This window comes from Corynebacterium sp. HMSC076G08, from assembly GCF_001811515.1.
GTDB lineage: Bacteria > Actinomycetota > Actinomycetes > Mycobacteriales > Mycobacteriaceae > Corynebacterium > Corynebacterium hiratae.
The window spans coordinates 1-25,105 of sequence record NZ_KV805007.1 but is presented as its reverse complement, the minus strand read 5'-3'; the positions used below and the strand labels follow the sequence as shown (position 1 = coordinate 25,105).

General features: G+C 61.7%; 16 protein-coding genes and 1 pseudogene. 7 read left to right on the top strand and 10 right to left on the bottom strand.

The window, feature by feature from the left end; genetic code table 11:
* Positions 1-9: 9 nt before the first annotated feature.
* The 5 genes from HMPREF2806_RS00175 to HMPREF2806_RS00155 all read right to left on the bottom strand — a co-directional run bounded on the left by HMPREF2806_RS00175 (position 10) and on the right by HMPREF2806_RS00155 (position 7,005).
* On the bottom strand, positions 10-1,686 hold the full coding sequence (locus HMPREF2806_RS00175) for a urocanate hydratase (RefSeq protein WP_049155138.1): 1,677 nt from the start codon (positions 1,684-1,686) through the stop codon (positions 10-12).
* A 318-nt stretch (positions 1,687-2,004) separates the two neighbouring features.
* Positions 2,005-2,904, bottom strand: coding sequence for an endonuclease domain-containing protein (locus HMPREF2806_RS00170; RefSeq protein ID WP_070515530.1), 900 nt, complete (start codon positions 2,902-2,904; stop codon positions 2,005-2,007).
* Between the two features lie 250 nt (positions 2,905-3,154).
* The gene (gene hutH, locus HMPREF2806_RS00165) at positions 3,155-4,708 is read right to left on the bottom strand and encodes a histidine ammonia-lyase (RefSeq protein ID WP_070515528.1); all 1,554 of its coding nucleotides are present in this window, start codon (positions 4,706-4,708) and stop codon (positions 3,155-3,157) included.
* A gap of 184 nt (positions 4,709-4,892) precedes the next feature.
* Positions 4,893-5,621 (bottom strand): IclR family transcriptional regulator, encoded by a 729-nt coding sequence (locus tag HMPREF2806_RS00160; RefSeq protein WP_049155142.1) that lies wholly within the window; start codon positions 5,619-5,621, stop codon positions 4,893-4,895.
* A 37-nt stretch (positions 5,622-5,658) separates the two neighbouring features.
* Positions 5,659-7,005, bottom strand: coding sequence for a YjiH family protein (locus HMPREF2806_RS00155; RefSeq protein ID WP_070515527.1), 1,347 nt, complete (start codon positions 7,003-7,005; stop codon positions 5,659-5,661).
* 368 nt (positions 7,006-7,373) lie between these two features.
* Here HMPREF2806_RS00155 and HMPREF2806_RS00150 point away from each other — a divergent pair, with 368 nt between their 5' ends.
* Genes HMPREF2806_RS00150 through HMPREF2806_RS00135 form a run of 4 tightly spaced genes read left to right on the top strand, consistent with a single transcriptional unit; the run spans position 7,374 to position 13,284 of the window.
* Positions 7,374-8,774, top strand: a complete 1,401-nt coding sequence (locus tag HMPREF2806_RS00150; RefSeq protein WP_070515525.1) for an amino acid permease — start codon at positions 7,374-7,376, stop codon at positions 8,772-8,774.
* A 2-nt stretch (positions 8,775-8,776) separates the two neighbouring features.
* The gene (gene hutG / locus HMPREF2806_RS00145; RefSeq protein ID WP_070515523.1) at positions 8,777-9,745 is read left to right on the top strand and encodes a formimidoylglutamase; all 969 of its coding nucleotides are present in this window, start codon (positions 8,777-8,779) and stop codon (positions 9,743-9,745) included.
* Positions 9,746-9,778: 33 nt separating this feature from the next.
* Positions 9,779-10,171, top strand: a complete 393-nt coding sequence (locus HMPREF2806_RS00140; RefSeq protein WP_070515521.1) for a (deoxy)nucleoside triphosphate pyrophosphohydrolase — start codon at positions 9,779-9,781, stop codon at positions 10,169-10,171.
* Positions 10,168-13,284 carry a DUF3427 domain-containing protein gene (locus tag HMPREF2806_RS00135; RefSeq protein ID WP_070515520.1) on the top strand — a complete coding sequence of 1,039 codons (3,117 nt, stop codon included), beginning with the start codon at positions 10,168-10,170 and terminating at the stop codon, positions 13,282-13,284. Before HMPREF2806_RS00140 ends, HMPREF2806_RS00135 begins: the two co-directional genes overlap by 4 nt.
* Positions 13,285-13,580: 296 nt before the next feature.
* Here the strand turns inward: HMPREF2806_RS00135 and HMPREF2806_RS00130 are convergent, their stop codons facing one another.
* Complete coding sequence (locus HMPREF2806_RS00130; RefSeq protein WP_070515518.1) at positions 13,581-14,816, bottom strand: MFS transporter; 1,236 nt, start codon at positions 14,814-14,816, stop codon at positions 13,581-13,583.
* 106 nt (positions 14,817-14,922) lie between these two features.
* On the opposite strand from HMPREF2806_RS00130, the gene HMPREF2806_RS13685 reads away from it, so the two are divergent.
* Complete coding sequence (locus tag HMPREF2806_RS13685; protein ID WP_232745214.1) at positions 14,923-15,450, top strand: hypothetical protein; 528 nt, start codon at positions 14,923-14,925, stop codon at positions 15,448-15,450.
* A gap of 50 nt (positions 15,451-15,500) precedes the next feature.
* Here HMPREF2806_RS13685 and HMPREF2806_RS00120 read toward each other — a convergent pair whose 3' ends face one another.
* The 3 genes from HMPREF2806_RS00120 to HMPREF2806_RS00110 form a co-directional block, all read right to left on the bottom strand.
* Positions 15,501-16,352 carry an ECF transporter S component gene (locus tag HMPREF2806_RS00120; protein WP_070511494.1) on the bottom strand — a complete coding sequence of 284 codons (852 nt, stop codon included), beginning with the start codon at positions 16,350-16,352 and terminating at the stop codon, positions 15,501-15,503.
* Between the two features lie 75 nt (positions 16,353-16,427).
* On the bottom strand, positions 16,428-17,297 hold the full coding sequence (locus HMPREF2806_RS00115; protein ID WP_070515515.1) for a DNA primase: 870 nt from the start codon (positions 17,295-17,297) through the stop codon (positions 16,428-16,430).
* Positions 17,298-17,373: 76 nt separating this feature from the next.
* Complete coding sequence (locus HMPREF2806_RS00110; protein WP_070515512.1) at positions 17,374-19,113, bottom strand: carboxylesterase/lipase family protein; 1,740 nt, start codon at positions 19,111-19,113, stop codon at positions 17,374-17,376.
* 115 nt (positions 19,114-19,228) lie between these two features.
* Here HMPREF2806_RS00110 and HMPREF2806_RS00105 point away from each other — a divergent pair, with 115 nt between their 5' ends.
* Together HMPREF2806_RS00105 and HMPREF2806_RS00100 are read left to right on the top strand one after the other, a co-directional pair.
* Positions 19,229-19,996, top strand: a complete 768-nt coding sequence (locus HMPREF2806_RS00105) for a hypothetical protein (RefSeq protein ID WP_070515509.1) — start codon at positions 19,229-19,231, stop codon at positions 19,994-19,996.
* 153 nt (positions 19,997-20,149) lie between these two features.
* The gene (locus HMPREF2806_RS00100; RefSeq protein WP_070515506.1) at positions 20,150-23,890 is read left to right on the top strand and encodes a multifunctional oxoglutarate decarboxylase/oxoglutarate dehydrogenase thiamine pyrophosphate-binding subunit/dihydrolipoyllysine-residue succinyltransferase subunit; all 3,741 of its coding nucleotides are present in this window, start codon (positions 20,150-20,152) and stop codon (positions 23,888-23,890) included.
* 673 nt (positions 23,891-24,563) lie between these two features.
* On the opposite strand, the pseudogene HMPREF2806_RS00095 reads toward HMPREF2806_RS00100, so the two are convergent.
* Positions 24,564-25,105 (bottom strand): annotated as a pseudogene (locus HMPREF2806_RS00095) (hypothetical protein); the annotation flags it as partial.

Below are 25,105 nucleotides of genomic sequence, written 5' to 3'. Positions count from 1 at the left end.
CTCTCTTGTCTAGTCGCGGGCCTTGAATTCCATCGGGATACGCACGCCGCGCTCGTCGGCGACTTCCTTGGCGCGAGTGTAACCGGAATCCACATGGCGGATAACACCCATGCCAGGATCGTTGGTCAGCACCGCGCGCAGCTTGGCGGCAGCCAGCTCGGTGCCATCAGCCACGGTGACCTGGCCCGCATGGATGGAGCGGCCCATGCCCACGCCTCCGCCGTGGTGGATGGATACCCAGGTAGCACCGGAGGAGACTGCGGTCATGGCGTTGAGCAGCGGCCAGTCGGCCACGGCATCGGTGCCGTCGAGCATGGCCTCGGTCTCGCGGTACGGGGAGGCCACGGAACCGGAGTCGAGGTGGTCGCGGCCGATGACGATCGGGGCCTTGATCTTGCCTTCCTTGACCAAGTCATTGAAGAGCAGGCCCGCCTTGTGGCGCTCGTTGTAGCCCAGCCAGCAAATACGCGCCGGCAGGCCCTCGAACTCCACGTACTCCTCGGCAGCATCGAGCCAGTTGTGCAGGTGCTCGTTGTCCGGGAAGAGCTCCTTGAGTGCCTGGTCGGTGACCTTGATGTCCTCCGGGTCGCCGGAGAGCGCTGCCCAGCGGAACGGGCCGAGCCCCTCGCAGAAGAGCGGGCGGATGTAGGCCGGGACGAAGCCCGGGAACTCGAAGGCGCGCTGGTAGCCGGCCTTGCGGGCCTCATCACGGATGGAGTTGCCGTAGTCGAAGACCTCAGCACCCTCGTCCTGGAATTCCACCATGGCCTGGACCTGGGCCGCCATGGCCTCGCGGGCCTTCTTGGTAAAGGTGGTCGGATCTGCCTTGGCCTCGTTGTGCCAATCCTCGACGGTGATTTCGGTGGGCAGGTAGCTCAGCGGGTCGTGCGCGGAGGTCTGGTCCGTGACGATATCCACGGTGAACTCGCCCGCGCGCTGGCGGCGCAGCACCTCCGGGAAGACCTCGGCGGCATTGCCCACGAGGCCGACGGACAGCGGCTTCTTGTTCTCCTTGGCGTCGAGCACCAGCTTGAGGGCCTCATCCAGGTCGGTAACGACCTCATCGAGGTAGCGCTTGGACTGACGGCGCTTCAGGCGGGTCTCGTCAACGTCAACGATGAGGCAGGCGCCGCCGTTCAAGGTCACGGACAGCGGCTGCGCGCCGCCCATACCGCCGCAGCCACCGGTCAGGGTGAAGGTGCCGGCGAGCGTGCCGTTGAAGCGCTTCTTGGCCACGGCCGCGAAGGTCTCAAAAGTACCCTGCAGGATGCCCTGGGTGGCGATGTAGATCCAGGAGCCGGCCGTCATCTGGCCGTACATCATCAGGCCCTCATCCTCGAGCTTGCGGAAGTGCTCCCAATTAGCCCAGTCACCGACCAGGTTGGAATTCGCAATGAGCACGCGCGGTGCCCACTCGTTGGTCTTCCAAATGCCGACCGGCTTGCCGGACTGCACCAGCAGGGTCTCGTCGGATTCGAGATCCTTCAGCGACTCCACGATGGCATCAAATGCTTCCCAGCTGCGGGCTGCACGGCCGGTGCCGCCGTAGACTACGAGGTCCTCGGGGCGCTCGGCAACCTCGGGGTCGAGGTTGTTCATGAGCATGCGCAGCGGGGCTTCGGTCTGCCAAGACTTGGCGGTGATTTCGGTTCCGCGCGGGGCGCGTACTTCGCGGGGTTCAGACATGACTTCCTTTCGCTCGTGCTTTTCGACGCCCTTCCAAACCCCCAAGGCCGGTTGCCCGGGGCTGTCCCTTGTGGGGCTTGGTCAGCGTCACACATCAGAAGCTACTGTGACGCAGCACCAACTTCTAGGGCTCTTTTTGCCCGCCTGTCTCAGATACAAGACTGTCGCCTGACAGGCACTTCAGCGCCGCGCTGCCTGCAACCCAGAGCCCAACCCAAAAGTGCAGACCTGGAAGTGCATTCACGCAGGAGGGCGTCGTCCAGCGCCAAGGCAATGCTTTACGACGACCAGCAGGTCTGCACTTCCAGGTCTGCACTTTTACAAGCGCGGGCCGCGTGCCAGGTGCTTGCCCACCGTCTCCTGGAAATAGTCAGGCCGCGAACTCAACTGTTCTGGGCTAAACCTCAAGACGATGTAGCCCTTGTTGAGGATGGCTTGCTGGCGCCGATGCTCCGCGCGAATTACCTCTTCGGCCTCGAAGCGGTACTTGACGTTTCCGTCAATCTCAATCACGAGCCACCCATTAATGACCAGATCCGCTCGATAGTTCTCAATCACATACTGCGCCTTGACCCAGCGCAGCTCCGGGTAGTCCGCCGCAAGAATCAAGGCACGGGCATAGGATTCCCACGGTGACTCCGCGCAATTGACGCTTTCAGCAACCGCCCGCCGCGCGGCGGCAACACCCTTAACTCTCCCCATAGCGCCGAGCGTCTCACTGATCCAGAACTGGCCAACATTGCGCGCCCGCACGTCATCGGCGGCAACGAGCCCCTCCTCAAATCCATAGAACCGCGCAATATCAATGGCCGTGCGCTCCAGGGTTGACACGCGAATCCCGTGAACCACCGTCTCTTTACCGCACAAGTCCATGCGGCGATAACGGACAGTGGCTTTAGATCGTGGAGGTACCGAGTTCGAAGGCAACGTTGCCTCCCATTCGGTCGGCGGCACAACCAGCGGAATGCCGTGAATAAGGGCGGCGGACTTTCCCACTAATGTCGCCTTGGGCAAGGTCAACCCGAGCACGTACGCCTTCGCGGTCTCCTTCTGCCACGGCTTGAGTTCGTGCCAATGCACCATCGGCAGCACGAAGCACCACGCCAGTTTGGCCACCTTGCCGGCATGCACCTTCTTCCACCGGGGATCATCATTGGGCAGCTTCCGAAGGTCGATAAGGTGCTGGTCTAAAAAGCTAAAGAGTTGTTCATTGTTCATGCACTACTCATAACCCAGCTTTGTGTGCCTCGCCACAGATAGGCTTCCGTTCTTCACCTCCGCCGCACTACCTGTAATCCGGTGCCCAGCCTAAAAGTGCAGACCTGGAAGTGCATTCATGCAGGTGGGCGTCGTCCAGCGCAAGGCAGTGCTTTGCGACGACCAGCAGGTCTGCACTTCCAGGTCTGCATTTTTGGAAATAAGACGGCAAGAGAAGGCCCCATGGCACATGCCATGGGGCGGGAGGTGTTTAGCGCAGCGTGCCGACGGCCCCCTCTACCGCAGCCACCAGCGCACCCTCCTTGACCAGGCGCACGGTCTCCTCGATCTCCGGAGAGAGGTAGCGGTCGGTGCCCGGGCCTTGGACGGTCTGGCGCAGGGCATCGATGACCGCGCCGGTACCCTTGGCCGGCTGGCCCTCGCGCATATCAATAGCGCGGGCGGCGGTGAGAATTTCGATGGCAAGCACGCGCTGCAGGCCGTCCACGGCCTTGCGCAGCTTGCGCGCACCCGACCAGCCCATGGACACATGGTCTTCCTGCATGGCCGAAGACGGGATGGAATCCGCCGAAGACGGGTTGGCCAAGCGCTTGAGCTCAGAGACGATGCCCGCCTGCGCATACTGCGCGATCATGTGGCCGGAGTCCACGCCTGGGTCATCGGCCAGGAAGGCATTGAGGCCGCGATTGCGAGCAACATCGAGGAAGCGATCGGTGCGGCGCTCAGAGATGGAGGCCAGGTCCGCCACGACGATGGCCAGGAAGTCCAGCGCATAGGCCACCGGCGCGCCGTGGAAGTTGCCGTTGGAGACCACGCGCCCGTCCATGGCCACCACCGGGTTGTCGACGGCCGCGGCCAGCTCGCGCTCCGCAACCGTTGCTGTGTGCGCCACGGTATCGCGGAAACCGCCAGCCACCTGCGGCGCACAGCGTACGGAGTAGGCGTCCTGGACTTGCTTCTTCTTAAATTCCTCGAGAGCGGACGCGAGAATCTCCGATCCCTCTGCGACCTGCAGAATATTGGCCGCAGCATCTGCCTGGCCTGGGTGCGGGCGCAGCTGCTGCAGGTCATCGGCAAAGACCACCAAGGTACCCAGCAGGCCCTCCACCGTCATCGCGGTGGCGATATCGGCGGTCTTGGCCAGCTCACGCAAGTCTGTAATGGCCAGGCAGAGCTGGCCCAGCATGCCATCGGTGCCGTTAATCAGTGCTAGGCCTTCCTTTTCCCGCAGCTTGAGCGGCTCGATACCCGCAGCGGATAGGGCCTCGGCGGCCGGGGTGACCTCGCCGCCATCGACGCGCACCTCGCCCTCACCCAACAGCGCCAGCGCGCAGTGCGCAAGCGGCGCAAGGTCACCGGAGCATCCCAGGGAACCGTACTCGCGGACCACCGGGTGAATGTTCGCGTTAAGCACCGCGGCATAGGTTTCCGCCACCACCGGACGCACGCCAGTACGCCCAGTGCACAGGGTAGACAGGCGCAACAGCATGAGCGCGCGAATGACCTCTTGCTCAACCTCCGGGCCTGTGCCCGCCGCATGGGAGCGCACGAGCGAAAGCTGCAGCTGCGCGCGCATCTCCTCCGGAATGTGGCGGCGCGCTAGGGCACCGAAGCCGGTGGAAATGCCATAGACCGGAGTCGGATCCTGGGCCAGCTCCTCGACACGCTCACGTGTGGAGGCGATTTCCGCCAGGGCATCCTCAGAGATCTCCACCTTCGCGCCATAGCGCGCAACGGCCACGACCTCCTCGATGCTCAGCGCACCGATACCCACGGTCACGGTGGAGGGATAAGAATTAGACATGTAAGGCTCCTTTGACGTCGCTGTGGTACCCCGCCCCACCACCCGCGTGGAAGGGAAGAAGGCACGCGAAAACACGTACTTGCTTTCACAAGAATAGAAAAATAGTGATACGCGCGACAGCCTTACGCGTTGCGCTCATAGTACAACAGGCTGCCCGGCGCGCCAATACCCCGCGCACGACCAGTTAGCGGCGCCCGTACATCCTCTCCGCCACCTGCTGCGCTGCAGCGTGCAGTTGCTGGGCGACGTCGGCGGCGTCGGCAGTCCCCACCGGGAAGGTCACCGCCAGCGCCGCCGCGGGCCTGCCCACGTGGTCAACCACCGCCACGCCTACCGACGCCTGCCCGCGCGCCACCACCTCAACCTCTTCGGCCCAGCCGCGCTCGCGCACCTGGCGCAAGATTTCCTTGTACTCCCCAAAACCTAAAGAACCGGGGACGAATGCTGCACGCCACTCCGCTTCCGGGAGCAGGGCCAGCATCGCCCGCCCGGAGGCCGTGCGCTGCGCCTGCAGCCGCACTCCCCTCTCCGTCACCAAGGACAGCGCCCCCGGCGCGCGAATCTCGTTGAGGTAGAGAATCTCCGAGCCCGCCAAACGCGACAGGTGCCCCGAACCCCCGACACTGCTGGCAATCCGCTCGAGGTGCCCCTGGGTTACCCGCACGAGGGGCTGCTGCGTGGCGTAGGCAGCAGCCATCGAATAGGCAACGAGCCCCAACCCATAGGTTTGGTTCTCCGGCAGGTGCACAACGAAGCCCGCGTCCACCATCTCCTTGAGCAGGTGGTAAGTCGTGGAGCGCGGCAGGTTCAGCTCACTGCGGATGCGCGCGGCGGAAATCGGCACGTCGATAGTGGACAGCAGCCGGAGGATCTCCAGCGCATTGCGCGCCGCCGGGACTCGGGAGGTACTCATGGGCCCACATTCTAGTGAGCCCTCGTACAAGTCCCAGCTAAGTCACCAGGAAGGCAATCGGCGTCGCAATAATGATGGTCAGCACCACGCGCTCGAACCAGATGACCACGATCTGCCAGAGTTTGATCGGAATCTTAGTAGCCAGAATGCACGGCACCAGCGCGGAGAAGAAGATGATGGCGGAAATCGCCACCACGCCGATGACGAACTTGAGCACCATGCTTTCAGAGCCCGCCACGGCCGTCGCCGGCAGGAACATCTCCGCAATACCCATAGCAGCGGCCTTGCCCGCCAGCTCCGGCTCCGGCAGCTGGACAAGCCACGCGAACGGGTAGAACAGGTAGCCCAGCCAATCAAAGAGGGGCGTGAAGTTAGCCAGCAGCAGGCCAATCAGGCCCACGGACATGATGGAGGGCACAATCGCCGACGCCATGCGCACGCCATCGCGCAGGTTCTCCCAAATGGCAGCGCCCAAAGACGGCGCGCGGTCCAGCGCCAGCAGCGCTTCCCGCCACGCGGCCTTAAAGAAATTGCCCTTCACCGGCTTTTCCGGATCCGCTTCCACACCATCGATGTAATCATCAGGAATCCTGCTCAGCGGCGGAATCCACACGGTAATCGCGGTGACCAGGAAGGTCACCACGAGGGAGACACCGAAGTAGATGCCCCACATATCCATAAGGTCGAGCTGCTTGGCGACGATCACCATGAAGGCAGCGGAGACCGTCGAGAAGCCCGTCGCGATGATGGAAGCCTCACGCGCGGTATAGCCGCCGCGCTGGTACACGCGGTCAGTAATGAGGATTCCCAAAGAGTAGGAGCCCACGAAGGAGGCCACCGCGTCAATGGCGGAGCGCCCCGGCGTGCGCCACAGCGGGCGCATGATGGGCTGCATGAATACGCCGACGAATTCCAGAAGGCCGTAGCTGATGAGCAAGGCCAAGAACGCGCCGCCGATGGGCACGATGAGCCCGACTGGCGTGGCAATCGAGTTCCACAGGAAGGGCACGATGTCCTCGTTGCCCAGCACTCCGGGAAGCTTTCCGATGACCATCAGGAAGGAGACCACCAGGCCCACCACGTTGAGCGCAGTAAAGACCGCCTGGAGCGGGCCTTCTTTCCAGTTTTTATTCACGATGCTGCGCACCGTGCCGTAGAGCGCCAGCGCCAGGATGAACCAAGGCACCAAGACGTCCGCATAGGTGCGGATGATGGTGACCATGTGGTCAAGCGGGATGGATTTCTTTCCGTCGTAGCTAATGGGAAAGAAGAATACGAAAGCGCCGATAGCACTGTAGACGAAGAGGCGCCAGATACCCTTCTTGGAGGGGACGTCGTCCTCGCTCTCGTAGAAGGCGTCAACGATTGCGTCTTCAGATTTCATGTTCTACCTCACGGTGGTGGAAACGACACGTCATTAGCACGGCCACAACACGTCCACTACACGAACGCGCCAAGCACACCCTCGCCAACACACGACGGCGAGTGCTTGTAGCCATGCCCACGCGACAGCCACACGCAGGTCTTCCATATACTAACGCCACCCCGAACAAATGTCACATAGGTCACCCCCGAGTAGCGAATGAGTGCAGGGTCATAGGCCAGATCGACCTCTGCCCCGTAGCGGAATTGACCGGACACACTAACTAGAGGAAAGTAGCTCCCGGAATCACTCGCACCAACCACTCCCCTCATCCGCAGCGCTAGGACTAGCTAGCGCCACAACAGGGGCACAGAGGAGGACGCATCCCCGTGGCAGAAACCACCACCAAGCGCCCCGGCTTGAAACACCGGCACCTGCACTTCATCGCCTTAGGCTCGGCCATCGGCACCGGCCTGTTCTATGGCTCCGCCGGCGCCATCCAAGCCGCCGGGCCCTCGGTTCTCTTGGTCTATCTCCTCGGCGGCGCCGTGGTCTACTTTCTCCTGCGCGCACTCGGTGAGATGTCCGTGCACCACCCCGTCACCGGCTCCTTCGCCGAGTACGCCCGCACCTTCCTAGGCCCTTGGGCCGGCTATATCACTGGCTGGATGTTCGCCTTCGAGATGGTCATCGTGGCCCTGGCGGATCTCACCGCCATCGGCGTCTACATGCAATTCTGGTTCCCCGGCTCGCCCAAATGGGTGTGGGTAGCCGCCACACTGCTTCTCGTCGGCGGCGCCAACCTCGCCACCGTCAAAGCCTTCGGCGAGCTGGAATTCGCCTTCACCATCGTCAAGGTCGGCGCCGTCATCGCCATGATCCTAGGTGGCGTGGCTGTCTTAGTCTTCGGCCTCTCCACCGCGGAGACCACCGGCCCTGTCAACCTGGTCAACGATGGCGGCTTCTTCCCCAACGGCGTCTCCGGCATGGTCGCCTCCTTCATCCTGGTCCTCTTCGCCTTCGGCGGCACGGAAATCGTGGGCGTGGCCAGTGCGGAGGCAGAAGACCCCGCCAAGTCCGTGCCCAAGGCCGTCAACACCATCCCGGTGCGCATCCTGCTGTTCTATGTCCTGGCCATCCTGGTCATCCTCATGATCAACCCCTGGCGCAGCATCACCGGCGAGGAAAGCCCCTTCGTCCAAATCTTCTCCACCCTCGGCGTCACCTGGGCTGCGGCCGCCCTCAACGTCGTCGTCATCACCGCGGCGGTCTCTGCCATCAACGCCGATCTCTTCGGCGCCGGCAACGTCCTCACCGGCCTGGCCCGCCAGAACCTCGCGCCGAAAGTCATGGCTAAGAAGACCCGCGGTGTGCCGGTCATGACCATGATCATCCTGCTCATCGTCATGATCATCGGCACCGGACTCAACGCGCTCATCCCGGATAACGTCTTTGAGGTCATCGCCTCCCTGGCCACCTTTGCCACCATCTACGTGTGGCTGATGATTCTGCTCGCCCACGTGGCCTCCCGCCGCCAGATGCCACCCGAAGAACGCGCCAGCCTGAAATACACCGTCCCCTTCTGGCCCTGGGGCCAATACTTCTCCATCGCCTTCATCATCTTCACTTTTGGCATCATGGTGTGGCAGGAGCAATACCGCCCGGCACTCGCCACGGGCGTTATCTTCATCCTCCTGATGTCCGCCATCTTTTACCTCACCGGCCGCCGCAGCGCCGCCGCGAGCTCCCCACAGGGAAAAGCTCCGCAAGGAACAGACGCGAAAGGATAACCATGAACACCGTTGATGCCCCCGCCTACTCCCCTGCCCCCGAGTGGTCCGGCCGCTCCGATGGCCCGGGCCCCGAGCATGCGCGGTGGCACAGCGTGATTCGCCCGCTGGACGTCGCCAAGCCCCAGGCAGAACCCGGCGTCGCACTCCTGGGCTTCGCCTCCGACGAGGGCGTTGAGCGCAACCATGGCCGCCCCGGCGCGGCTGCGGGCCCGGCCGCACTGCGCACCGCCCTGGGTTCCCTGGCGCTGCACCATACGCACCCGCTTTACGACGCCGGCACGATCACCACCCAAGGCACCGACCTGGAAGGCTCCCATGCGCGCCTCTCCGACGCAGTGGAGACACTCTCGCGCGCCGGGCACCTGCCCATAATCCTCGGCGGCGGGCACGAGACCGCCTTCGGTTCCCACCGCGGCGCCTTTAGGGCTCAGGGCCCGCTGCAGATCATCAACCTGGACGCGCACTTCGATCTCCGCACCGCGGACGTGCCCACCTCCGGCACCCCGTTCAAGCAGATTTCTGAACTGGTGGGCCGGGAGGACTTCGACTATTCCGTCCTGGGTATCTCCCGTCCCAACAACACGCCCGTACTTTTCGACGAAGCCTCTGCCCTCGGCGTCACCGTCGTCCTCGATGAGGAACTGCTCAGCATGGACCGCGCCCAGCTGCGCGCAACCATCGACAGCATCTGCTCCGGTGCCAAGCCCATCCACCTCTCCATCGACTTGGATGTCCTCCCCGCCGACCAGGCACCGGGTGTCTCCGCCCCCGCCGGCCTCGGCGTACCCCTGAACACCATCCGTGAACTCACGCTCACCATCGCCGCCACGGGACGCCTCGCGCTTGTCGACGTCGTCGAGCTCAATCCCCAATTCGACACCGACAGCCACACCGCCAAGCTGGCCGCGCGGTTGATTGATGACATTGTGACGGCGCATTTTTCTGCTGCCGCGGACACGAATTCCTAGATAAGACCGGGGCCAGCCGGCATACTGGTCCCCATGAGTTCACCGATTCGTGTTGTCGGAGCCGTCTTCGCTAAGGGCAATAGATTCCTGGCCTGCCGCAAAGCCCCGGGAAAATCCCTAGCCGGCATGTGGGAATTTCCGGGCGGCAAGATTGAACTCGGTGAAACACCCGAGCAGGCTCTCGCGCGTGAAATTAAGGAAGAGCTTTCCGTAACCGCAACCGTTGGCGACAAGGTCACCTCGACCGTGTACGAGTATGACTTCGCCACCATCGAGCTCACTACGTTTCTGTGCACCATCGAGTCCGGTGACCTGACTCTCAGTGATCACGATGCGACTCGTTGGGTGTCCCCTGCCGAGGCGCAGGAACTCGACTGGGCTCCCGCAGACATCCCCGCCGTCAAGCTGGTTTCTTCGCGCCTATGAGTTCCGATTCTCTCCTGCCTTTCGGCATCTATGAAACCCCGGTCACCGCTCGTATCCAGGAGCGGATCGAGGAAACTAAGCGGGCTCGTCCCACGGCCGCAACGGGCATCGCCCATGGAACCATGAAAGACGTGAACCCTCGGTTCGCCGCGGCAGTGTCCCAGCATTTTGCCAAGGTCCTCGAGCAAAAACTAACAGAGCTAAATAAGCCCGAGGAGCGCGTGGCCCTCATTAATGGACTCGCACAACACCTCGGGGAAGATGAGTCTATTTCTGCGGAACAGCTGCTCTATGCCATCTACAGCTCAGAGCTCGCAGAGGCACCAGAGCTTCCCGAGGTCTCACTCAACGCCAGTGCTTTGTTCACCAACAGCGTGGACGACACCAATATGTCGGTCGAGATCGCCCGCGAGATCCGCACTGCGGACTCCGTCGATTTGCTGTGCGCTTTCATCAAGAGTTCGGGTATTGCGGTCATCAGCGATCAACTGGAGTACCTCAGGGATCATCAGATCCCGCTGCGCGTCATCACTTCGACGTATTGCGGAGCGACCGAAGCCGCCGCCGTGCGTCGTCTCGTGGAGGACTATGGCGCTGAGGTCCGGATTTGCTATGAGCACAAGACCACTCGCCTGCATGCCAAGGCCTGGCTCTTCCGCCGCCAGTCTGGCTTCGATACCGCGTTCATCGGTAGCTCAAATCTTTCGCGCTCGGCGCTTGTCGACGGCTGGGAATGGAACGTCCGCGGCTCACGCTCCTCCACTCCGGAGATCATCGAAAAGTTCATCAAGACCTTCGATAGCTACTGGTACGACACTCACTTCAAAGCCTTCGACCCCGAGGAAGACTACGACCGCCTCGTAAACGCGCTCGGCAGCGCCAAATTCCTCGAATCAAAGCCCGGCGAGAAGCTCGAGCTGTCAGGCCTTCGCGTTGAGCCCTACCCCTACCAGGAGGAGATGCTTGAAGCCCTAGAGTCCGAGCGCGAAGTTCACGATCGCCACCGCAACCTCCTCATTGCCGCTACCGGCACAGGCAAGACTGTTGTGGCAGCACTGGACTACCGCCGCTTATGCGAGAAGCAGGGGCGTAGGCCACGGTTACTGTTCATTGCTCACCGGCGCGAGATTCTTACCCAGGCCCAGCGAACCTACCGCGAGGTTCTTCGCACTTCTGGTTTTGGTGAGCTCCTCGTCAGCGGTGAGCAGCCAGCCGAGTGGGACCATGTCTTCGCCAGCATCCAGTCCCTGCATGGGAAGCGCCTAGCCCAGATTGCGCCGGATCACTTTGAAGTCGTCGTCATCGATGAGTTCCACCACGCCGAGGCTTCGACCTACCGGGCAGTGCTCGACTACCTGCAACCGCGCGAGCTCTTGGGGCTAACGGCCACACCGGAGCGCGGTGACGGCGAGAACGTGCAGAAGTATTTCGACTACCGCGTGGCACATGAACTTCGCCTCTGGGATGCGTTGCGCCTACAGCTCCTTGCCCCCTTGCACTACTACGGGGTGGACGATGACACGGACCTGACGAGTCTGACTTGGAACCGTGGGAAGAAGGACTACCAGACTGCGGAGCTCAGCGAGTTCTATATCAAGGCCGGTGAAAAGCGCACCAGGTTCATCATCAATGAGCTCAACCGCCGTATCTTCGACCTCTCCGACATGAAGGCCCTTGGCTTCTGCGTCTCCATCGCTCACGCCGAATACATGGCCGAGCAATTCAACCTTTTCGGCATCCCTGCCAAAGCGGTAAGCAGCAAGCTCAGTGTCGATGAGCGTCGACGCGCCATTGAGCAGCTTCGCGAAGGCACCATCAGCATCATCTTCGCGGTCGATATTTTCAACGAGGGCGTGGACATCCCCGAGGTCAACACGCTGCTGCTTCTGCGCCCGACGCAGAGCCCAGTGCTTTTCGTCCAACAGCTTGGCCGAGGTCTGCGCCTCAACGAAGGAAAGAACGCCTGCACCGTCTTTGATTTCTTAGGTGTCCAGCACGAAGAATTCGATTTCGAAGAGCGCTTCAAGGTCTTGACCGCCGCGCGCGGAAAGAACCTGGCCAAGGAGGTGGAGCAGGGCTTCCCCACTGCTCCACCAGGCTCCAACATCACTTTGGACCGCGTGACTACCGAGCGCGTCTTGAAGAACATCAAGCGCTTGGCCCGTAACTCCGTTAAGAAGATACGGGCACTCATTTCTGATTACGGCACGACCGACCTCGCAAGCTTCATAAATAGCTCTGGCGTCCCCGTGGAAGACATCTACCGCCGCAAGGGTATTACGTGGACCACGTTGCTGCGCGACGAAGAACTGTTGCCCTCCGCCCCCGCAAATGAACACGAGGAGTTTCTTCTCAGCCGAATCCGCGTGCTACTGCACATCAATGACCCGAACCGCGTAGCGGCCTACAGTCTTCTTATTTCTCCGGACGGGCCCAACGAGAAAGACATGACTCCCGAGCAAACCCGATATGCCACTATGCTCGTGCTGGCTCTGTGGGCAAATTCAAATACGACGGTGCCGGAATCCCTTGATGAGGCCCTGCGTATCATCCGGGCCTGTCCTTCCTTCGTCGCTGAGGTTACTCAAGTCATGCAGCTCACGCTCGACCGGTCCCGCGTCATCCCGGAGAAATCAACGAATAGCGTCTTAGAAACTCACGCGGACTACAGTCTTGCCGAACTGGTCGGGGCATTGGACGATGGCCCGTTGCGCAAGCTCGCAAACTTGCCACGTGAGGGCGTGCGCCGCTTCGATGCCTCCAACACTGATCTCTTCCTCGTCACATTCCAGAAGGATGAAAACGTGAGTGCCTCGACGAACTACCGCGATTATCCGCTGTCGCCAGATCGTTTGCACTGGGAGTCCCAATCCACCACGTCCCTCAAGTCCGCAAGGGCCCGACGTTACATCCACCACCACGAACTCAACGGCAACATCATCATCGCTACGCGTTTTACTAAGCGGAACAAGGTAGACACTGCGTCGGCATATACCTTCTTGGGCAATGTCGATTACGTCACGCACAGAGGCGAGAAACCCATCCAGTTTGAATGGAGTCTTCGTCGCGACATGCCCAAGCAGTTGTACGCAGCCGGACGCACTGTGGCTTAAGCCTCACTTAAAGTCAAGCTGTGAAGTTGACGTCGTTATCACCATAAATTAATATTTGCTTAGCAGATTAAGAAAAGATTAGTCTCTGATGCCTTTGTGCAGAAGTGTGGAGGACAGTCATGGGAGCCGCGAGCGAGCGCAGCCGGAAGGGGTGGAGCCGCCCTGATAACGGTTCTGGAACTTCCATCTATGGCTTTACGCGTTTTCGGGAGCGCAGCTTCAAGACTGGCACGACGCCTCGTTGGGCTGCGTGCAGCAAGAAAGTGCGCCGTACTCGCTAGATAGAGCCACGCCTATTAACGCCGTGGGCGGTAGCGGCGGCGCAGACCCCGCAGGATACCTTTCCTCTCCCCTAGGGTGTCGCGACCAAACATCCACGCCACAACACCTGCCACGGCGACAATCGCGCAGAAACCAAAGGCTGTCTCAAACCCGTACCTATCCGCCAGGAGACCGATGACGATGGGGCCCAGGATTTGCCCGAAATCGCCTGCCATCTGGAATGTCGACAGCACCTGGCCACCCGAGCGCTGGGAACCAACGATGTCTGCCACAGCCGCCTGCTGCGAAGGGGCGATAAGGCCCGAAGCCGCGCCGGACAGGGCGGAGAGGATGAGCAGGGAAACGATGTTCGTCGCCAAGCCCAGTGTTCCAACGAACAAGGCAGACCCCACGAGGCCCGCCACGATGAGTGGACGGCGCCCCACGCGGTCGGACCAGGAGCCGGAGAATTGCAGGACGATGGCGTTGCCCGCGGCAAAGACCGCCAATGCTATACCCGACGCGGATGCGCCGTTGGCAAAAATCGCAGCGGCAAACAGCGGTAGAACGGCTACGCGCACGCCCATATTGATCCAACCTTGGGCGAAGTTTGACGTCAGCACTGCACGATAAGCAGTGTCCGCCCAGGCCTCCTCTAAACGCATCGGCGGGAGGCTGCGTCGACTCTCATCAGCCTTGGACACAGGCGGCATGAGGCTCCACACGACGAGCGCCGCAATCGCCACACCAACACCGTAGATAAAGAAGGGCCAGCGGAAGCCCAGGAAGGAGAGGCTCGCGCCAACGAGAGGGCCGATGACGTTACCGAGGAGGAAGGACGTGGCATAGGTGGCCGAACAGCGCCCGCGGATGCTGGGTGGGGCGAGGCGCACGATGAGCCCCATCGCCGCGACGGTGAACATCGTCGAACCAATACCGGCGATAGTGCGCAAGGCGACGATCTGCCAGTATTCCTGCGCCACGCCCACGAGGCCGGTGGTAACTGCCACGGTCAGCAATCCCGTCACATACACCCTGCGCGTACCTACGCGGTCGATGAGAAAGCCCGCAGCGGGGGCAAAGATGAGACGGCTGGCAGAAAAGACGGAGACTACGAGACCAGCTGCGGCCATTGAGACGTCAAAGCTGACGATGAACTGCGGCAGCAGCGGCGCGATGAGACCATAGCCTAAGGCGATGATGAACCCGGCGGTGACCATGACCCAGATTTCCCGCGGGATTTTAACCTGCGGTGCTGCAGTATTTTTCATATCGCCACTCACTGTAGCTCATCACGTCAAATGACCGAACGCCTGCTCGAACAACCGTTCGGATCTGTGTGCGGTGATGTCCGTGCCTACCCCTAGTGTGTGGGCCATGAAGAACTACAGCAGCATTCACCAGTCCGTTCAGTCCCCTTTCCCGGCCGACGTGAGTACGAGCGAACTCACCACTGAGATCCTCTACCACCACCATGAAACTCTTCGCTCCATCGAAAGCATCATCCGCCACCCGCGCTCGCTCGCGCGACCCACTCCGCAATGGCGGCCGCCATCAAAGGTGTTGCCACCAGTAGACATACAGGATGGCAAATCACTACCGCTGACCTTTACTGTCTCGCGCCACCGCGTGGGTGAGCGCGCCAAGGCTCGCGTACTGGGCTACGGCGAAAGGCGCGTGCCGTCCTATCTCATTACGGTGCGCATCACCGACCCCACCGGCCGCCCGGTTTCCCCTTCGTTGGCGGAGGCATGGGTGCGCGCCCTAGTCCCAGAGGAGCTCGTCTCCGCAGTGCATGAAATTTCCAGCAGCAGCGCGGCCACGTTTGTGTGGCTGGTGGATAGCGCTTATACCCCGGTGCATTCACCACTCTCGCTCTTCGAAGGCTTCAGCCAGGCTGCGTAATGCGCTCCCTCCGCAGTGCATGAGGCTCAGTCTCGAGCGTTGTACGCCTGCTAGAAGTAGCGCTGCATGCGCTCGAAAAAGTTGCGGGGTGGCTCTTCTTCAAGCGAAAGCGAGAACCGATCCTCTGTTAGCACGCGGCCGAGAGCCGGGCGTGTCTCCGGGAAATCATAGAGGCGGCGGATCGCCCGCGGCGCCAAGCGAATGGAAAAGCAGACCACGAGCACCGTAAAAGTCTTATCAATGATGTCGGAGCTCAAGGTTTGCACTAGGACTGCCAGGCGCTCGTCGCGCAGGATCAGCTCCAGCAATGCCAGAAGTTGGAGGGGCCCTTGCTGCTCGTACTCAGTTGGAAGGAGCAAGGTCGACATAGCGGATAGTAGCCCGGCAACCACGCCTACCCCGGTTCCGGCGAGCATCATGGCCACCATCCGCTTGAACACTCCGCGGCGCGCTAGCCAACCAAACAGGTAAGCCACCACCACCGCGGTCGGCAGATAGACCAAGAGCAGCGGGTTGTTGATGCTGGCCAGGCACGCACTTAAAACTGACGTGCCGATTCCTAAGACGGGGCCGTAGACGATTGCGATAAACGCCGTGCCCATCATGTCGAGGTACAAGGGGATGTTGACGTTGAAAATCAGCGACGACAACAGTAGGTTCGCCGCCACCGCCAGCAGCGGGTTGACAAGCGCGTGGTTTCCCAAGGATCGCCATTGCGCAGCGATGAACAGCAGTGCTCCCAGCAAACTCAGGCACCATGCACCGGTTGATAAGGCGGAATCGAAGACAAAGCCTGTGTGGCCGTAGCTCGGGGCCAGCGTCAGAGCCCAAGCCAGGCACAAGCATGCTAGAGCGGATCCAACACACAGACGCTGGCTGTGCGATGCCTTGTTATCCGGCATTGGCTGCGGCTGCTCCTCTTCGAAGTCGAGAAATAATACCCGCTTACCCTACCGTAGAAGCTCGGTGTCGTCTGTTTAGTCAGACTCGTTGTCTTCTTCGGCGTCTTCGGAGTCTTCGTCGTAGTCCTCGTCCTCGTCATCATCGTCGTCGAAGAGAACGTCGTCCTCATCCTCATCGTCGGCGCCGAAGATGTCGTAGACCTCCGGTTCGTCGAAGTCGGAGTCATCGATGCTCACCAGTTGAGCTTCCCAATCCAGGGCTTGATCGGAGACGAGGCTCAGCACGTCAAAGAGGCGGTCGAAGTCGGTGTAGGTTCCCAGCTCGAGGGCCTCGGCGGGGACCTCAATGATGGGTGCTAGCCCGCCGTCTTCGTCTTCCGCGGAGCCGAACAGGGCAACGCGCTCCTCCTCGCTCATGTCCTCGGAGGCCTCGGCCTCCCAGAGCTTGCTGATTGCTTCGTCTTCCAGCTCGTCGAGCTCCTCCTCGTCAAAGTCGAAGGAGAGGAAACGCACGACCGCGCTCGGGACGCCGTCGATGGTCTCCACCAGCACGCGCAGCTCCGAGTCGTTGGCTACCTCCGCCACGACGAGGTTCGGATTGAACTCATCCTGGAGAAACTCCAACTCAGCGATGCGTTCATCGGTGCCCTCCAGCAGGTCACGCAGCACGGTTACCACCTGGTCGGTGGCGATGTGACGCGACACGGCCTCGACTGCATCCTCTACGGAGAACGCCACGGAAACTAAAACGGCCTCGAAGTCTTCATCGTCTTCATCCACATCGGCTGCGGCAATATAGACGTTGGCCGCCGGCAGGATGGGGTCAATTTCCACAAACTGGATTTCCAAATCGGAGGTGATGGGCACGAACATCACATCGTCGTTGACGCGGGACTCAATGCCCTCCCCGTCCAGCGCAGAGGCGATATCTTCAAAAAAGCTCATGTGATTAACATCCGTCCATGTGGGAGTCTCACCCGGGCTGCTGCCAAGGCCCCACACATCTTACCTGCGATCCCCATCAATAGCTCTCCTCATTGAGCAGGAATCCCAGTTCCTTCAGAATCTCCGGGCGCCCAGTGCCCCACTCCAACATGTCGTAGGACTCCCATGCTTGGCGACGCCCCTCCATCGGCGCCTCCTCCACGCGCGGCTCCACATCGAAAACCATGGTCGAGCGCTCTGGGGCTGTGTACTGCGGCCAATCCTCTCGCGGAGCCCCGCCCCGGATGAATTCGCCCCATTGCGTCTGCATGGCCCCGGTTACGTTCTCCATTTCGGAAGGCTTGGCGATGGTGTTCAGGAAGGAGACGCGCGACGCTCCTGGGTCGCCAAAAATATTGGAGAGCTCCATCGAGTGCATCGCCCCCAATCCCAACCAGCGCAGCGCCGCCGGCGCGAAGTCGAAGCGGTACATCCACGTCGGATAACGCCGTGCGTGTTCGGAGGCCACGCGGACGGTGGGGGCCCAGAAGAGGGCGTCGGTCAGCAAGTCCCCAAAGTCGCGGCGCGAGACCGCACCGCCGTATGCCGCGATGACATCCGGCGCGCTCTCCGGATCGAAAGAGGCTAGCAGCCGCAGGGCCGCGCGCTCGCGGGCGCGCTGGCGTTGGAAGAGGAACTTACCAAAGCTGGCCTCACCAGAGTTGGTTCCCACCAGCAGCGGCACTGGGTGTTGGTTGCCGTCCTCAAAGGCCTCGATGGGATGTTGCGCGATGAGGTCACCGTCGACAGTCGGCGCGTAGCAGGAGTTCAGGTACAGTAACTCGCCCGCGCGCCACATCATGGACTGCCCGGAGCGCACCAAGTCCGCGAAATCCTCGCGGCGGAGATCATCCGCGGTGGTATCGCGCGGCAAGGCCATCTTGTGAACCAGCTCGCGGGCCCAAAACACCGACTGCGCACGGGAATGAATCATGCCTATCGGCGGCGACTGCGCAATCGCGCGGTGAAACAGCCCTTCTGCACGCGGCACCGCCATGAGTGTCAGGACCGCTGCGCCGCCGGCGGATTCGCCCATGAGCGTGACGTTGTCCGGGTCCCCACCGAAGGCAGCGATATTCTCGCGCACCCACTCCAACGCTAAGACCTGATCCGCCACAGCCGGGTTGGCGCAGGCCTCTCCGCCCAAGCTGCGGACATCAAGGTAGCCCAAAGCGCCTAAGCGGAAATTCACCGAAACATAGACCACGTCCATCTGGGCTGCGAACTCGAAGCCGCGCAGCATCAGCATGTGGGAGGAGCCGACGATAAAACTGCCGCCATGCAGATACACCACGACGGGCAGCTTCTCCCCTGCCATAGAAGTCGCCGGAGCCCCAGAACTCGCCAAAGTGTCCGAGGGGACGCTGCGGTGTGGGCGGACAATATCGAGGGTCAAGCAATCTTCCGCGCCTTCGATGCGATCCGTCCAGGAATAGACCGGTTGCGGGGCCACGTGCCCGAACTCGCGACAATCCCGGATCCCTTCCCACGCCGGGGCAGGCCGCGGCTCCATGAAACGGTTGGCCCCAGACGTATCAGCGCCGAAAGGGATGCCACGCCACGAGCGCACCGGCGCAGAAATCGGGCGGTCCGGGCGCAAATCTTCCTCAATGCAACCGCGCACCCAACCTCCTGTGGTGAGTACCGTGAGGTCGTCGGCAAGCGCGGTGCGTGCCGCCTCCTGCGCGGCGCGGGCACGGGCATGCAGGGATTCGGCAAGCAAGCGCGCCGCTGCTGCGCCGACCTCACGCGAGGGGGAAGGCTCAAACTCGCTCATGCCTCTTACCCTAATGCGCTAACCTGCTGGCGCGCTGAATAAAACGTTTTCGATACGGTGGTAAACATACAGTTCAGATTCACAATCAGATTTAGTTAAAAAGTTAGGTGAGACAATGTCGGACAAAGTCTTTGGCAAGGACAGCAAAGATAAGGCAGTTAGTCGCCGGGAAGCATCGGTCGATCAAGCCGGCTCAGCAGAGGCCGTGGGCACCTTAGAGGTCGATGAAGCCAACCGCATTACCAAAGGATTCCTGGGGGCCATCGACAAGATCGTTTCTGTTCAGTCGTCTGTCATCATCAACTACGTCGAGGGCGTGAAGAAGCGCAACCCCGACGCCAGTCCGGCGGAGCTGCAAGAGCTCATCGACAAGCACTTCATGAACATCATCACCGGTACGGGTGCTGCCGCGGGCGCCTCCGCGGCTATCCCCGGCATCGGCTTGGTCACTGGTGCAGCCACTATTGGCGCGGAATCCTTGGTCTTCCTCGAGGCGGCTGCTTGGTACATCCTGGCTTCCGCGCACCTGCGCGGTGACAACATCCGGGACAAGGAACGCCGCCGCGCCCTGGTCCTAGTGGTGCTCACTGGTTCTCAAGGCAGCGCATTGGTCGATACCTTTGTGGGTGATGCAACCTCGCTCTCCGGAGTCACCTCCGCTGCTACTCTTTCGCGATTCTCCGGCCCCACCCTTAGCGGTCTCAACGGCCGCTTGACCAAGCTATTCATGAAGCAGGCCACCAAGAAACTCAAGTGGGCATGGGTGTCCAAGCTGCTGCCGATGGGTGTGGGCGCGGTACTGGGAACGACCGCCAACCGTAAATTGGGACGCCAAGTGATCAACCATGCGGGCACCCAGCTCTCCCCCCTGCAGGGGGAATAAAAGGGGCGAAACCCGCCCAGGGTAGTGAGCAAACTTACAAGGGCCGTATCATATGGGGAGACACTTTTCGGGGTGCCTTTCGCACCCGTGGATTGGCCTACTAGAGTCGAACAAAGACAAACTTAGAAGCACAGAAAGAGGCGAGCATCTGCCGTGAGCAACTCGAGCATCTATGGCCCGAATGCGTGGCTGATTGACGAACAGTTTCAGCAGTACTCCAAGGACCCGAACTCCGTAGACAAGGAGTGGCGCGAGTACTTTGAGGCCAACGGGACACCGAAGTCGGCCGCACAGTCCAAGGCTGCGAACGCTCAATCCAGCACCCCCACCCAGAAGAAGAGCGCGGCACCGGCCGCGCCGAAGAAGGTCCAGGCTGCGGAGAAGTCTTCCGCTGCTCCGAGTGCTAAGGCACCGAGCGATTCCAAGGCTCCCGCCGCCGAGAAGGCTGCGAAGAAGACGGCGAAGAAGTCTGAGTCCCCGCTGGACCGCATCAAGGAAGCACCGGAGCCGGGCTCCCGCGTACTCAAGGGCATGTTCAAGGCAATCGCCAAGAACATGGACGAGTCCCTGGAGATCCCCACCGCTACCACGGTGCGCGATATCCCGGTCAAGCTCATGTGGGAAAACCGCGCGATGATCAACGATCACCTCAAGCGCACCCGCGGCGGCAAGATCTCCTTCACCCACATCCTGGGCTACGCGCTGGTGAAGGCCGTGCAGATCCACCCGGATATGAACGTGCGCTACGAGCTTCAGGATGGCAAGCCCACCGTCGTCCAGCCGGAGCACGTCAACCTGGGTCTGGCCATCGACCTTCCGCAGAAGGATGGCTCCCGCGCCCTCGTCGTGGCTGCCATCAAGGAAGCGGAGAACAAGACCTTCTCCGAGTTCATCGATGCCTACCAGGACATCGTTGACCGCTCCCGCAAGAACAAGCTGACGATGGATGACTTCTCCGGAGTCACCATCAACCTGACCAACCCGGGCGGCATCGGCACCCGCCACTCCATCGCCCGCCTGACCAAGGGCTCCGGCTCCATCATCGGTGTGGGCTCCATGGATTACCCGGCAGAGTTCGCCGGTACCTCTGCCGACCGCTTGGCGGACCTCGGCGTCGGCCGCCTGGTTACCCTGACCTCCACCTACGACCACCGTGTCATTCAGGGCGCGGAGTCCGGTGAGTTCCTGCGCACCGTGGGCCAGCTGATTCTGGATGATGCCTTCTGGGATGAGCTCTTCGAATCGATGGGCGTTCCCTACCAGCCCTTCCGCTGGGCTGCCGACGTCCCCAACACGGGCGTCGACAAGAACACGCGCGTCATGCAGTACATCGAGGCCTACCGCTCCCGTGGCCACCTGCTCGCGGACATCAACCCGCTGGGTTGGAAGCAACCGGGCCTGCCCTGGCCGGATCACCGCGACTTGGACCTGGCTACCCACGGCCTGACCATCTGGGACCTGGACCGCACCTTCAACGTCGGCGGTTTCGGCGGCAAGGAGACCATGACGCTGCGTGAGGTGGTCAGCCGCTTGCGCGCCGCCTACACCCTCAAGGTTGGCTCCGAGTACGCCCACATCCTGGACCGCGATGAGCGCGGCTGGCTGCAGGAGCAGATTGAGGCCGGTATGCCGAAGCCGACCAACTCCGAGCAGAAGTACATCCTGCAGAAGGTCAACGCCGCTGAGGCATTCGAGAACTTCCTGCAGACCAAGTACGTGGGACAGAAGCGCTTCTCCCTGGAGGGTGCTGAGTCCCTCATTGCCCTCCTGGATTCCATCGTGGACACCGCCGCTGGCCAGGACCTCGACGAAGTTGTCATCGGCATGCCGCACCGCGGCCGCCTCAACGTGCTCTTCAACATCGTGGGCAAGCCGTTGGCGGATATCTTCGGCGAGTTCGATGGCAACTACAAGGGCGGCCAGATGGGCGGCTCCGGTGACGTGAAGTACCACCTGGGCGCTGAGGGCGAGCACCTGCAGATGTTTGGTGACGGTGAAATCAAGGTCACCCTGGCTGCTAACCCGTCTCACCTCGAGGCCGTCGACCCGGTCATGGAAGGTATCGCACGCGCCAAGCAGGACATCCTGGACAAGGGCGCCGAGGGCCACACTGTTGTGCCGATCATGCTCCACGGCGATGCATCCTTCACCGGCCTGGGCGTGGTCCAGGAGACCATCAACCTTTCACAGCTGCGCGGCTACACCACCGGCGGTACCGTCCACGTGGTGGTCAACAACCAGGTGGGCTTCACCACCACCCCGGACTCCGGCCGCTCCACGCACTACGCCACCGACCTGGCTAAGGGCTTCGACTGCCCGGTCTTCCACGTCAACGGCGACAACCCGGAGGCTGTTGTCTGGGTGGGCAAGCTCGCTACCGAGTACCGCCGTCGCTTTGGCAAGGACGTTTTCATTGACCTCGTGTGCTACCGCCTGCGCGGCCACAACGAGGCCGATGACCCGTCCATGACCCAGCCGCTGCTGTACGACATCATCGATGACCACAAGTCCGTTCGTGAGCGCTACACCGAGGAGCTCATCGGCCGTGGTGACCTCTCCGATGAAGAGGCAGAGGCAGCTGCGCGCGACTTCCACGATCAGATGGAGTCCGTCTTCGCCGACCACAAGAAGGCTGAAGAGGCTGGCCCGAAGGAACAGACCGGTATCACCTCCTCCCAGGAGCTGACCCGTGGTCTGGATACCTCCATCACCGCCGAGGAAATCGCCGAGATCGGTGACGCCTACGGCACCCCTCCGGAGGGCTTCGAGTACCACAAGCGTGTGGCCAAGGTGGCCAAGGACCGCCAGAAGTCTGCTCGTGAGGGCGGCATCGACTGGGGCTGGGGCGAGCTCATCGCCTTCGGCTCCCTGGCTAACGCCGGCAAGGTCGTGCGTCTGGCCGGTGAGGATTCCCGCCGCGGTACCTTCACCCAGCGCCACGCTGTGGCCTTCGACCCGCGCACGGGCAACGAGTACAACCCGGTTGCCCGCCTGGCTGAGTCCAAGGGCAATGGCGGCAAGTTCATGGTCTACAACTCCGCGCTGACCGAGTTCGCTGGCATGGGCTACGAGTACGGCTACACCGTGGGTAACCCGGATGCTGTCGTGGCTTGGGAGGCACAGTTCGGTGACTTCGCCAACGGTGCGCAGACCATCATCGATGAGTACGTCTCCTCCGGTGAGGCCAAGTGGGGCCAGCTCTCCAGCCTGATCCTTCTGCTGCCGCACGGCTACGAGGGTCAGGGCCCGGACCACTCCTCCGCCCGCATTGAGCGCTTCCTGCAGCTGTGTGCTGAGGGCTCCATGACCGTGGCCCAGCCGTCTACCCCGGCTAACCACTTCCACCTGCTGCGCCGCCAGGCACTCGGTGAGATGAAGCGCCCGCTGGTCGTCTTCACGCCGAAGTCCATGCTGCGTAACAAGGCCGCGACCTCTTCTGTGGAGGACTTCACTGAGGTCAAGAAGTTCCAGTCCGTCATCAACGACCCGAACTACGTTGACATCAACGGCAAGAAGGTCGGCGATACCGACAAGGTCAAGACCATCATGCTGGTCTCCGGCAAGCTCTACTGGGAGCTGGCCAAGAAGAAGGAAGCCGATGGCCGCGACGACATCGCCATCGTGCGCGTGGAGATGCTCCACCCGATTCCGTTCAACCGCCTGCGTGAGGCTTTCGAGGCCTACCCGAACGCAACGCAGATTCGCTTCGTACAGGACGAGCCGGCCAACCAGGGCCCGTGGCCGTTCTACAACGAGCACCTGCGCGACCTCATCCCGGATATGCCGGAGATGGTCCGCGTCTCCCGCCGCTCGCAGTCCTCGACTGCTACCGGTAACGCGAAGGTTCACCAGATTGAGCAGAAGAACCTGCTGGAGGAAGCCTTCGACGTCTAAAGGCGCTTAAGCCCCAGGCGCTGGCACACAGCACAGCGACGCTAGCAAGGCCCCGGCCACCACGAACTCACTACGAGCGTGGTGGCCGGGGCCTTTTATTTCGCTAGAAAGACGACCAGGGACGAGGGCTCCAAGCCAGCCGAACCGCCGCGGGCGGGCACCGCAACGACCTTGCGTGCAAGTGCAATGGCAAAGTTTCCAGTGTCACATCGACTAACCAGTCCCCCGCGACCATGACCGCGCCCCTCCCCTTCGCGCTCACGGTGGAACCTCAATCAGCCTCCCGACGCACCCCCGCGAGCGCGAAGGGAGGCTTGCATGAAAGGCAGCACCACAGGTGGTTTCTTTGACGACGAACACCGGGACGGGATGCCACAGGTGAAGCAACGAAGGCGGCGAATACAGTCACACGTAAGGACGCGCGCCACTAGTTAAGCCCCAGTGCCGAGGTGAGCGAACGACGTCACCGGGTCAATCAATACGGTATCCGCCGTTTCCCTGTCCCACAGTCTTGGCTCTGCCCTAATACACGGCATTGGCTCTCAACAACGGAAGCGAACCAGCACAATGAACTAGTCAAAAGAGAAACGCCCGAGCTAATGCTCGGGCGTTTCATTCACGGCTTAGTAAACCGTGTCTTCAGGGCAACCCGGCCCTGAAGCTTCCTAGCGGACTAGGACTCCTTGCGGCGACCAGGACGCAGAAGCAGTACTGCTCCAGCAATCAGTGCCCATGCTGCGGCAAGAAGCCACAGGATATTTGCACCGGTATTCGCCAGGGCTCTAGAAGAGGAACTCTTCTTGGAGTCCTTCGTGCTCGAGGTCTTGCCAGTAGAGCGAGTGGTGTTGTCGCTCTGGCTCGGCTGAGCATTGTTGTTGGACTCCACAGCACTCGGCTGCGCTGCCTCACCTGGTGCCTGCGGCTGCGGCTGTTCCGGCTGCGGTTGCTGCGGAGCCTCGCCTGGGGCCTTCGGATCCAGCGGCTTCAGCGGCTCGAAAGGCTTCTGCGGCAGTGCAGGATCATGCGGCGGCTTGAAGAAGTGACTCAAGACCGGCGGCAAAAGAACCAGCGGAATGAGCAGCGGCCACAAGCCACCGAGCTCAGGGATACGAGGCTCGTTCGGCTTGCCCGGCTCGTTCGGCTTGCCCGGCTCGTTAGGCTCTCCTGGCTCGTTCGGCTTGCCCGGCTCGTTCGGCTCACCTGGCTTGCCCGGCT

Bases quoted from the DNA above. Each gene is read 5' to 3' on its own strand.
- HMPREF2806_RS00175 (WP_049155138.1), bottom strand. From the start codon at position 1,686: ATGTCTGAACCCCGCGAAGTACGCGCCCCGCGCGGAACCGAAATCACC.
- HMPREF2806_RS00160 (WP_049155142.1), bottom strand. From the start codon at position 5,621: ATGAGTACCTCCCGAGTCCCGGCGGCGCGCAATGCGCTGGAGATCCTC.
- HMPREF2806_RS13685 (WP_232745214.1), top strand. From the start codon at position 14,923: ATGAAGAACTACAGCAGCATTCACCAGTCCGTTCAGTCCCCTTTCCCG.
- HMPREF2806_RS00105 (WP_070515509.1), top strand. From the start codon at position 19,229: ATGTCGGACAAAGTCTTTGGCAAGGACAGCAAAGATAAGGCAGTTAGT.
- hutH (WP_070515528.1), bottom strand. From the start codon at position 4,708: ATGTCTAATTCTTATCCCTCCACCGTGACCGTGGGTATCGGTGCGCTG.
- HMPREF2806_RS00140 (WP_070515521.1), top strand. From the start codon at position 9,779: ATGAGTTCACCGATTCGTGTTGTCGGAGCCGTCTTCGCTAAGGGCAAT.
- HMPREF2806_RS00110 (WP_070515512.1), bottom strand. From the start codon at position 19,113: ATGAGCGAGTTTGAGCCTTCCCCCTCGCGTGAGGTCGGCGCAGCAGCG.
- HMPREF2806_RS00130 (WP_070515518.1), bottom strand. From the start codon at position 14,816: ATGAAAAATACTGCAGCACCGCAGGTTAAAATCCCGCGGGAAATCTGG.
- HMPREF2806_RS00170 (WP_070515530.1), bottom strand. From the start codon at position 2,904: ATGAACAATGAACAACTCTTTAGCTTTTTAGACCAGCACCTTATCGAC.
- HMPREF2806_RS00120 (WP_070511494.1), bottom strand. From the start codon at position 16,352: ATGCCGGATAACAAGGCATCGCACAGCCAGCGTCTGTGTGTTGGATCC.
- HMPREF2806_RS00135 (WP_070515520.1), top strand. From the start codon at position 10,168: ATGAGTTCCGATTCTCTCCTGCCTTTCGGCATCTATGAAACCCCGGTC.
- HMPREF2806_RS00115 (WP_070515515.1), bottom strand. From the start codon at position 17,297: ATGAGCTTTTTTGAAGATATCGCCTCTGCGCTGGACGGGGAGGGCATT.
- hutG (WP_070515523.1), top strand. From the start codon at position 8,777: ATGAACACCGTTGATGCCCCCGCCTACTCCCCTGCCCCCGAGTGGTCC.
- HMPREF2806_RS00155 (WP_070515527.1), bottom strand. From the start codon at position 7,005: ATGAAATCTGAAGACGCAATCGTTGACGCCTTCTACGAGAGCGAGGAC.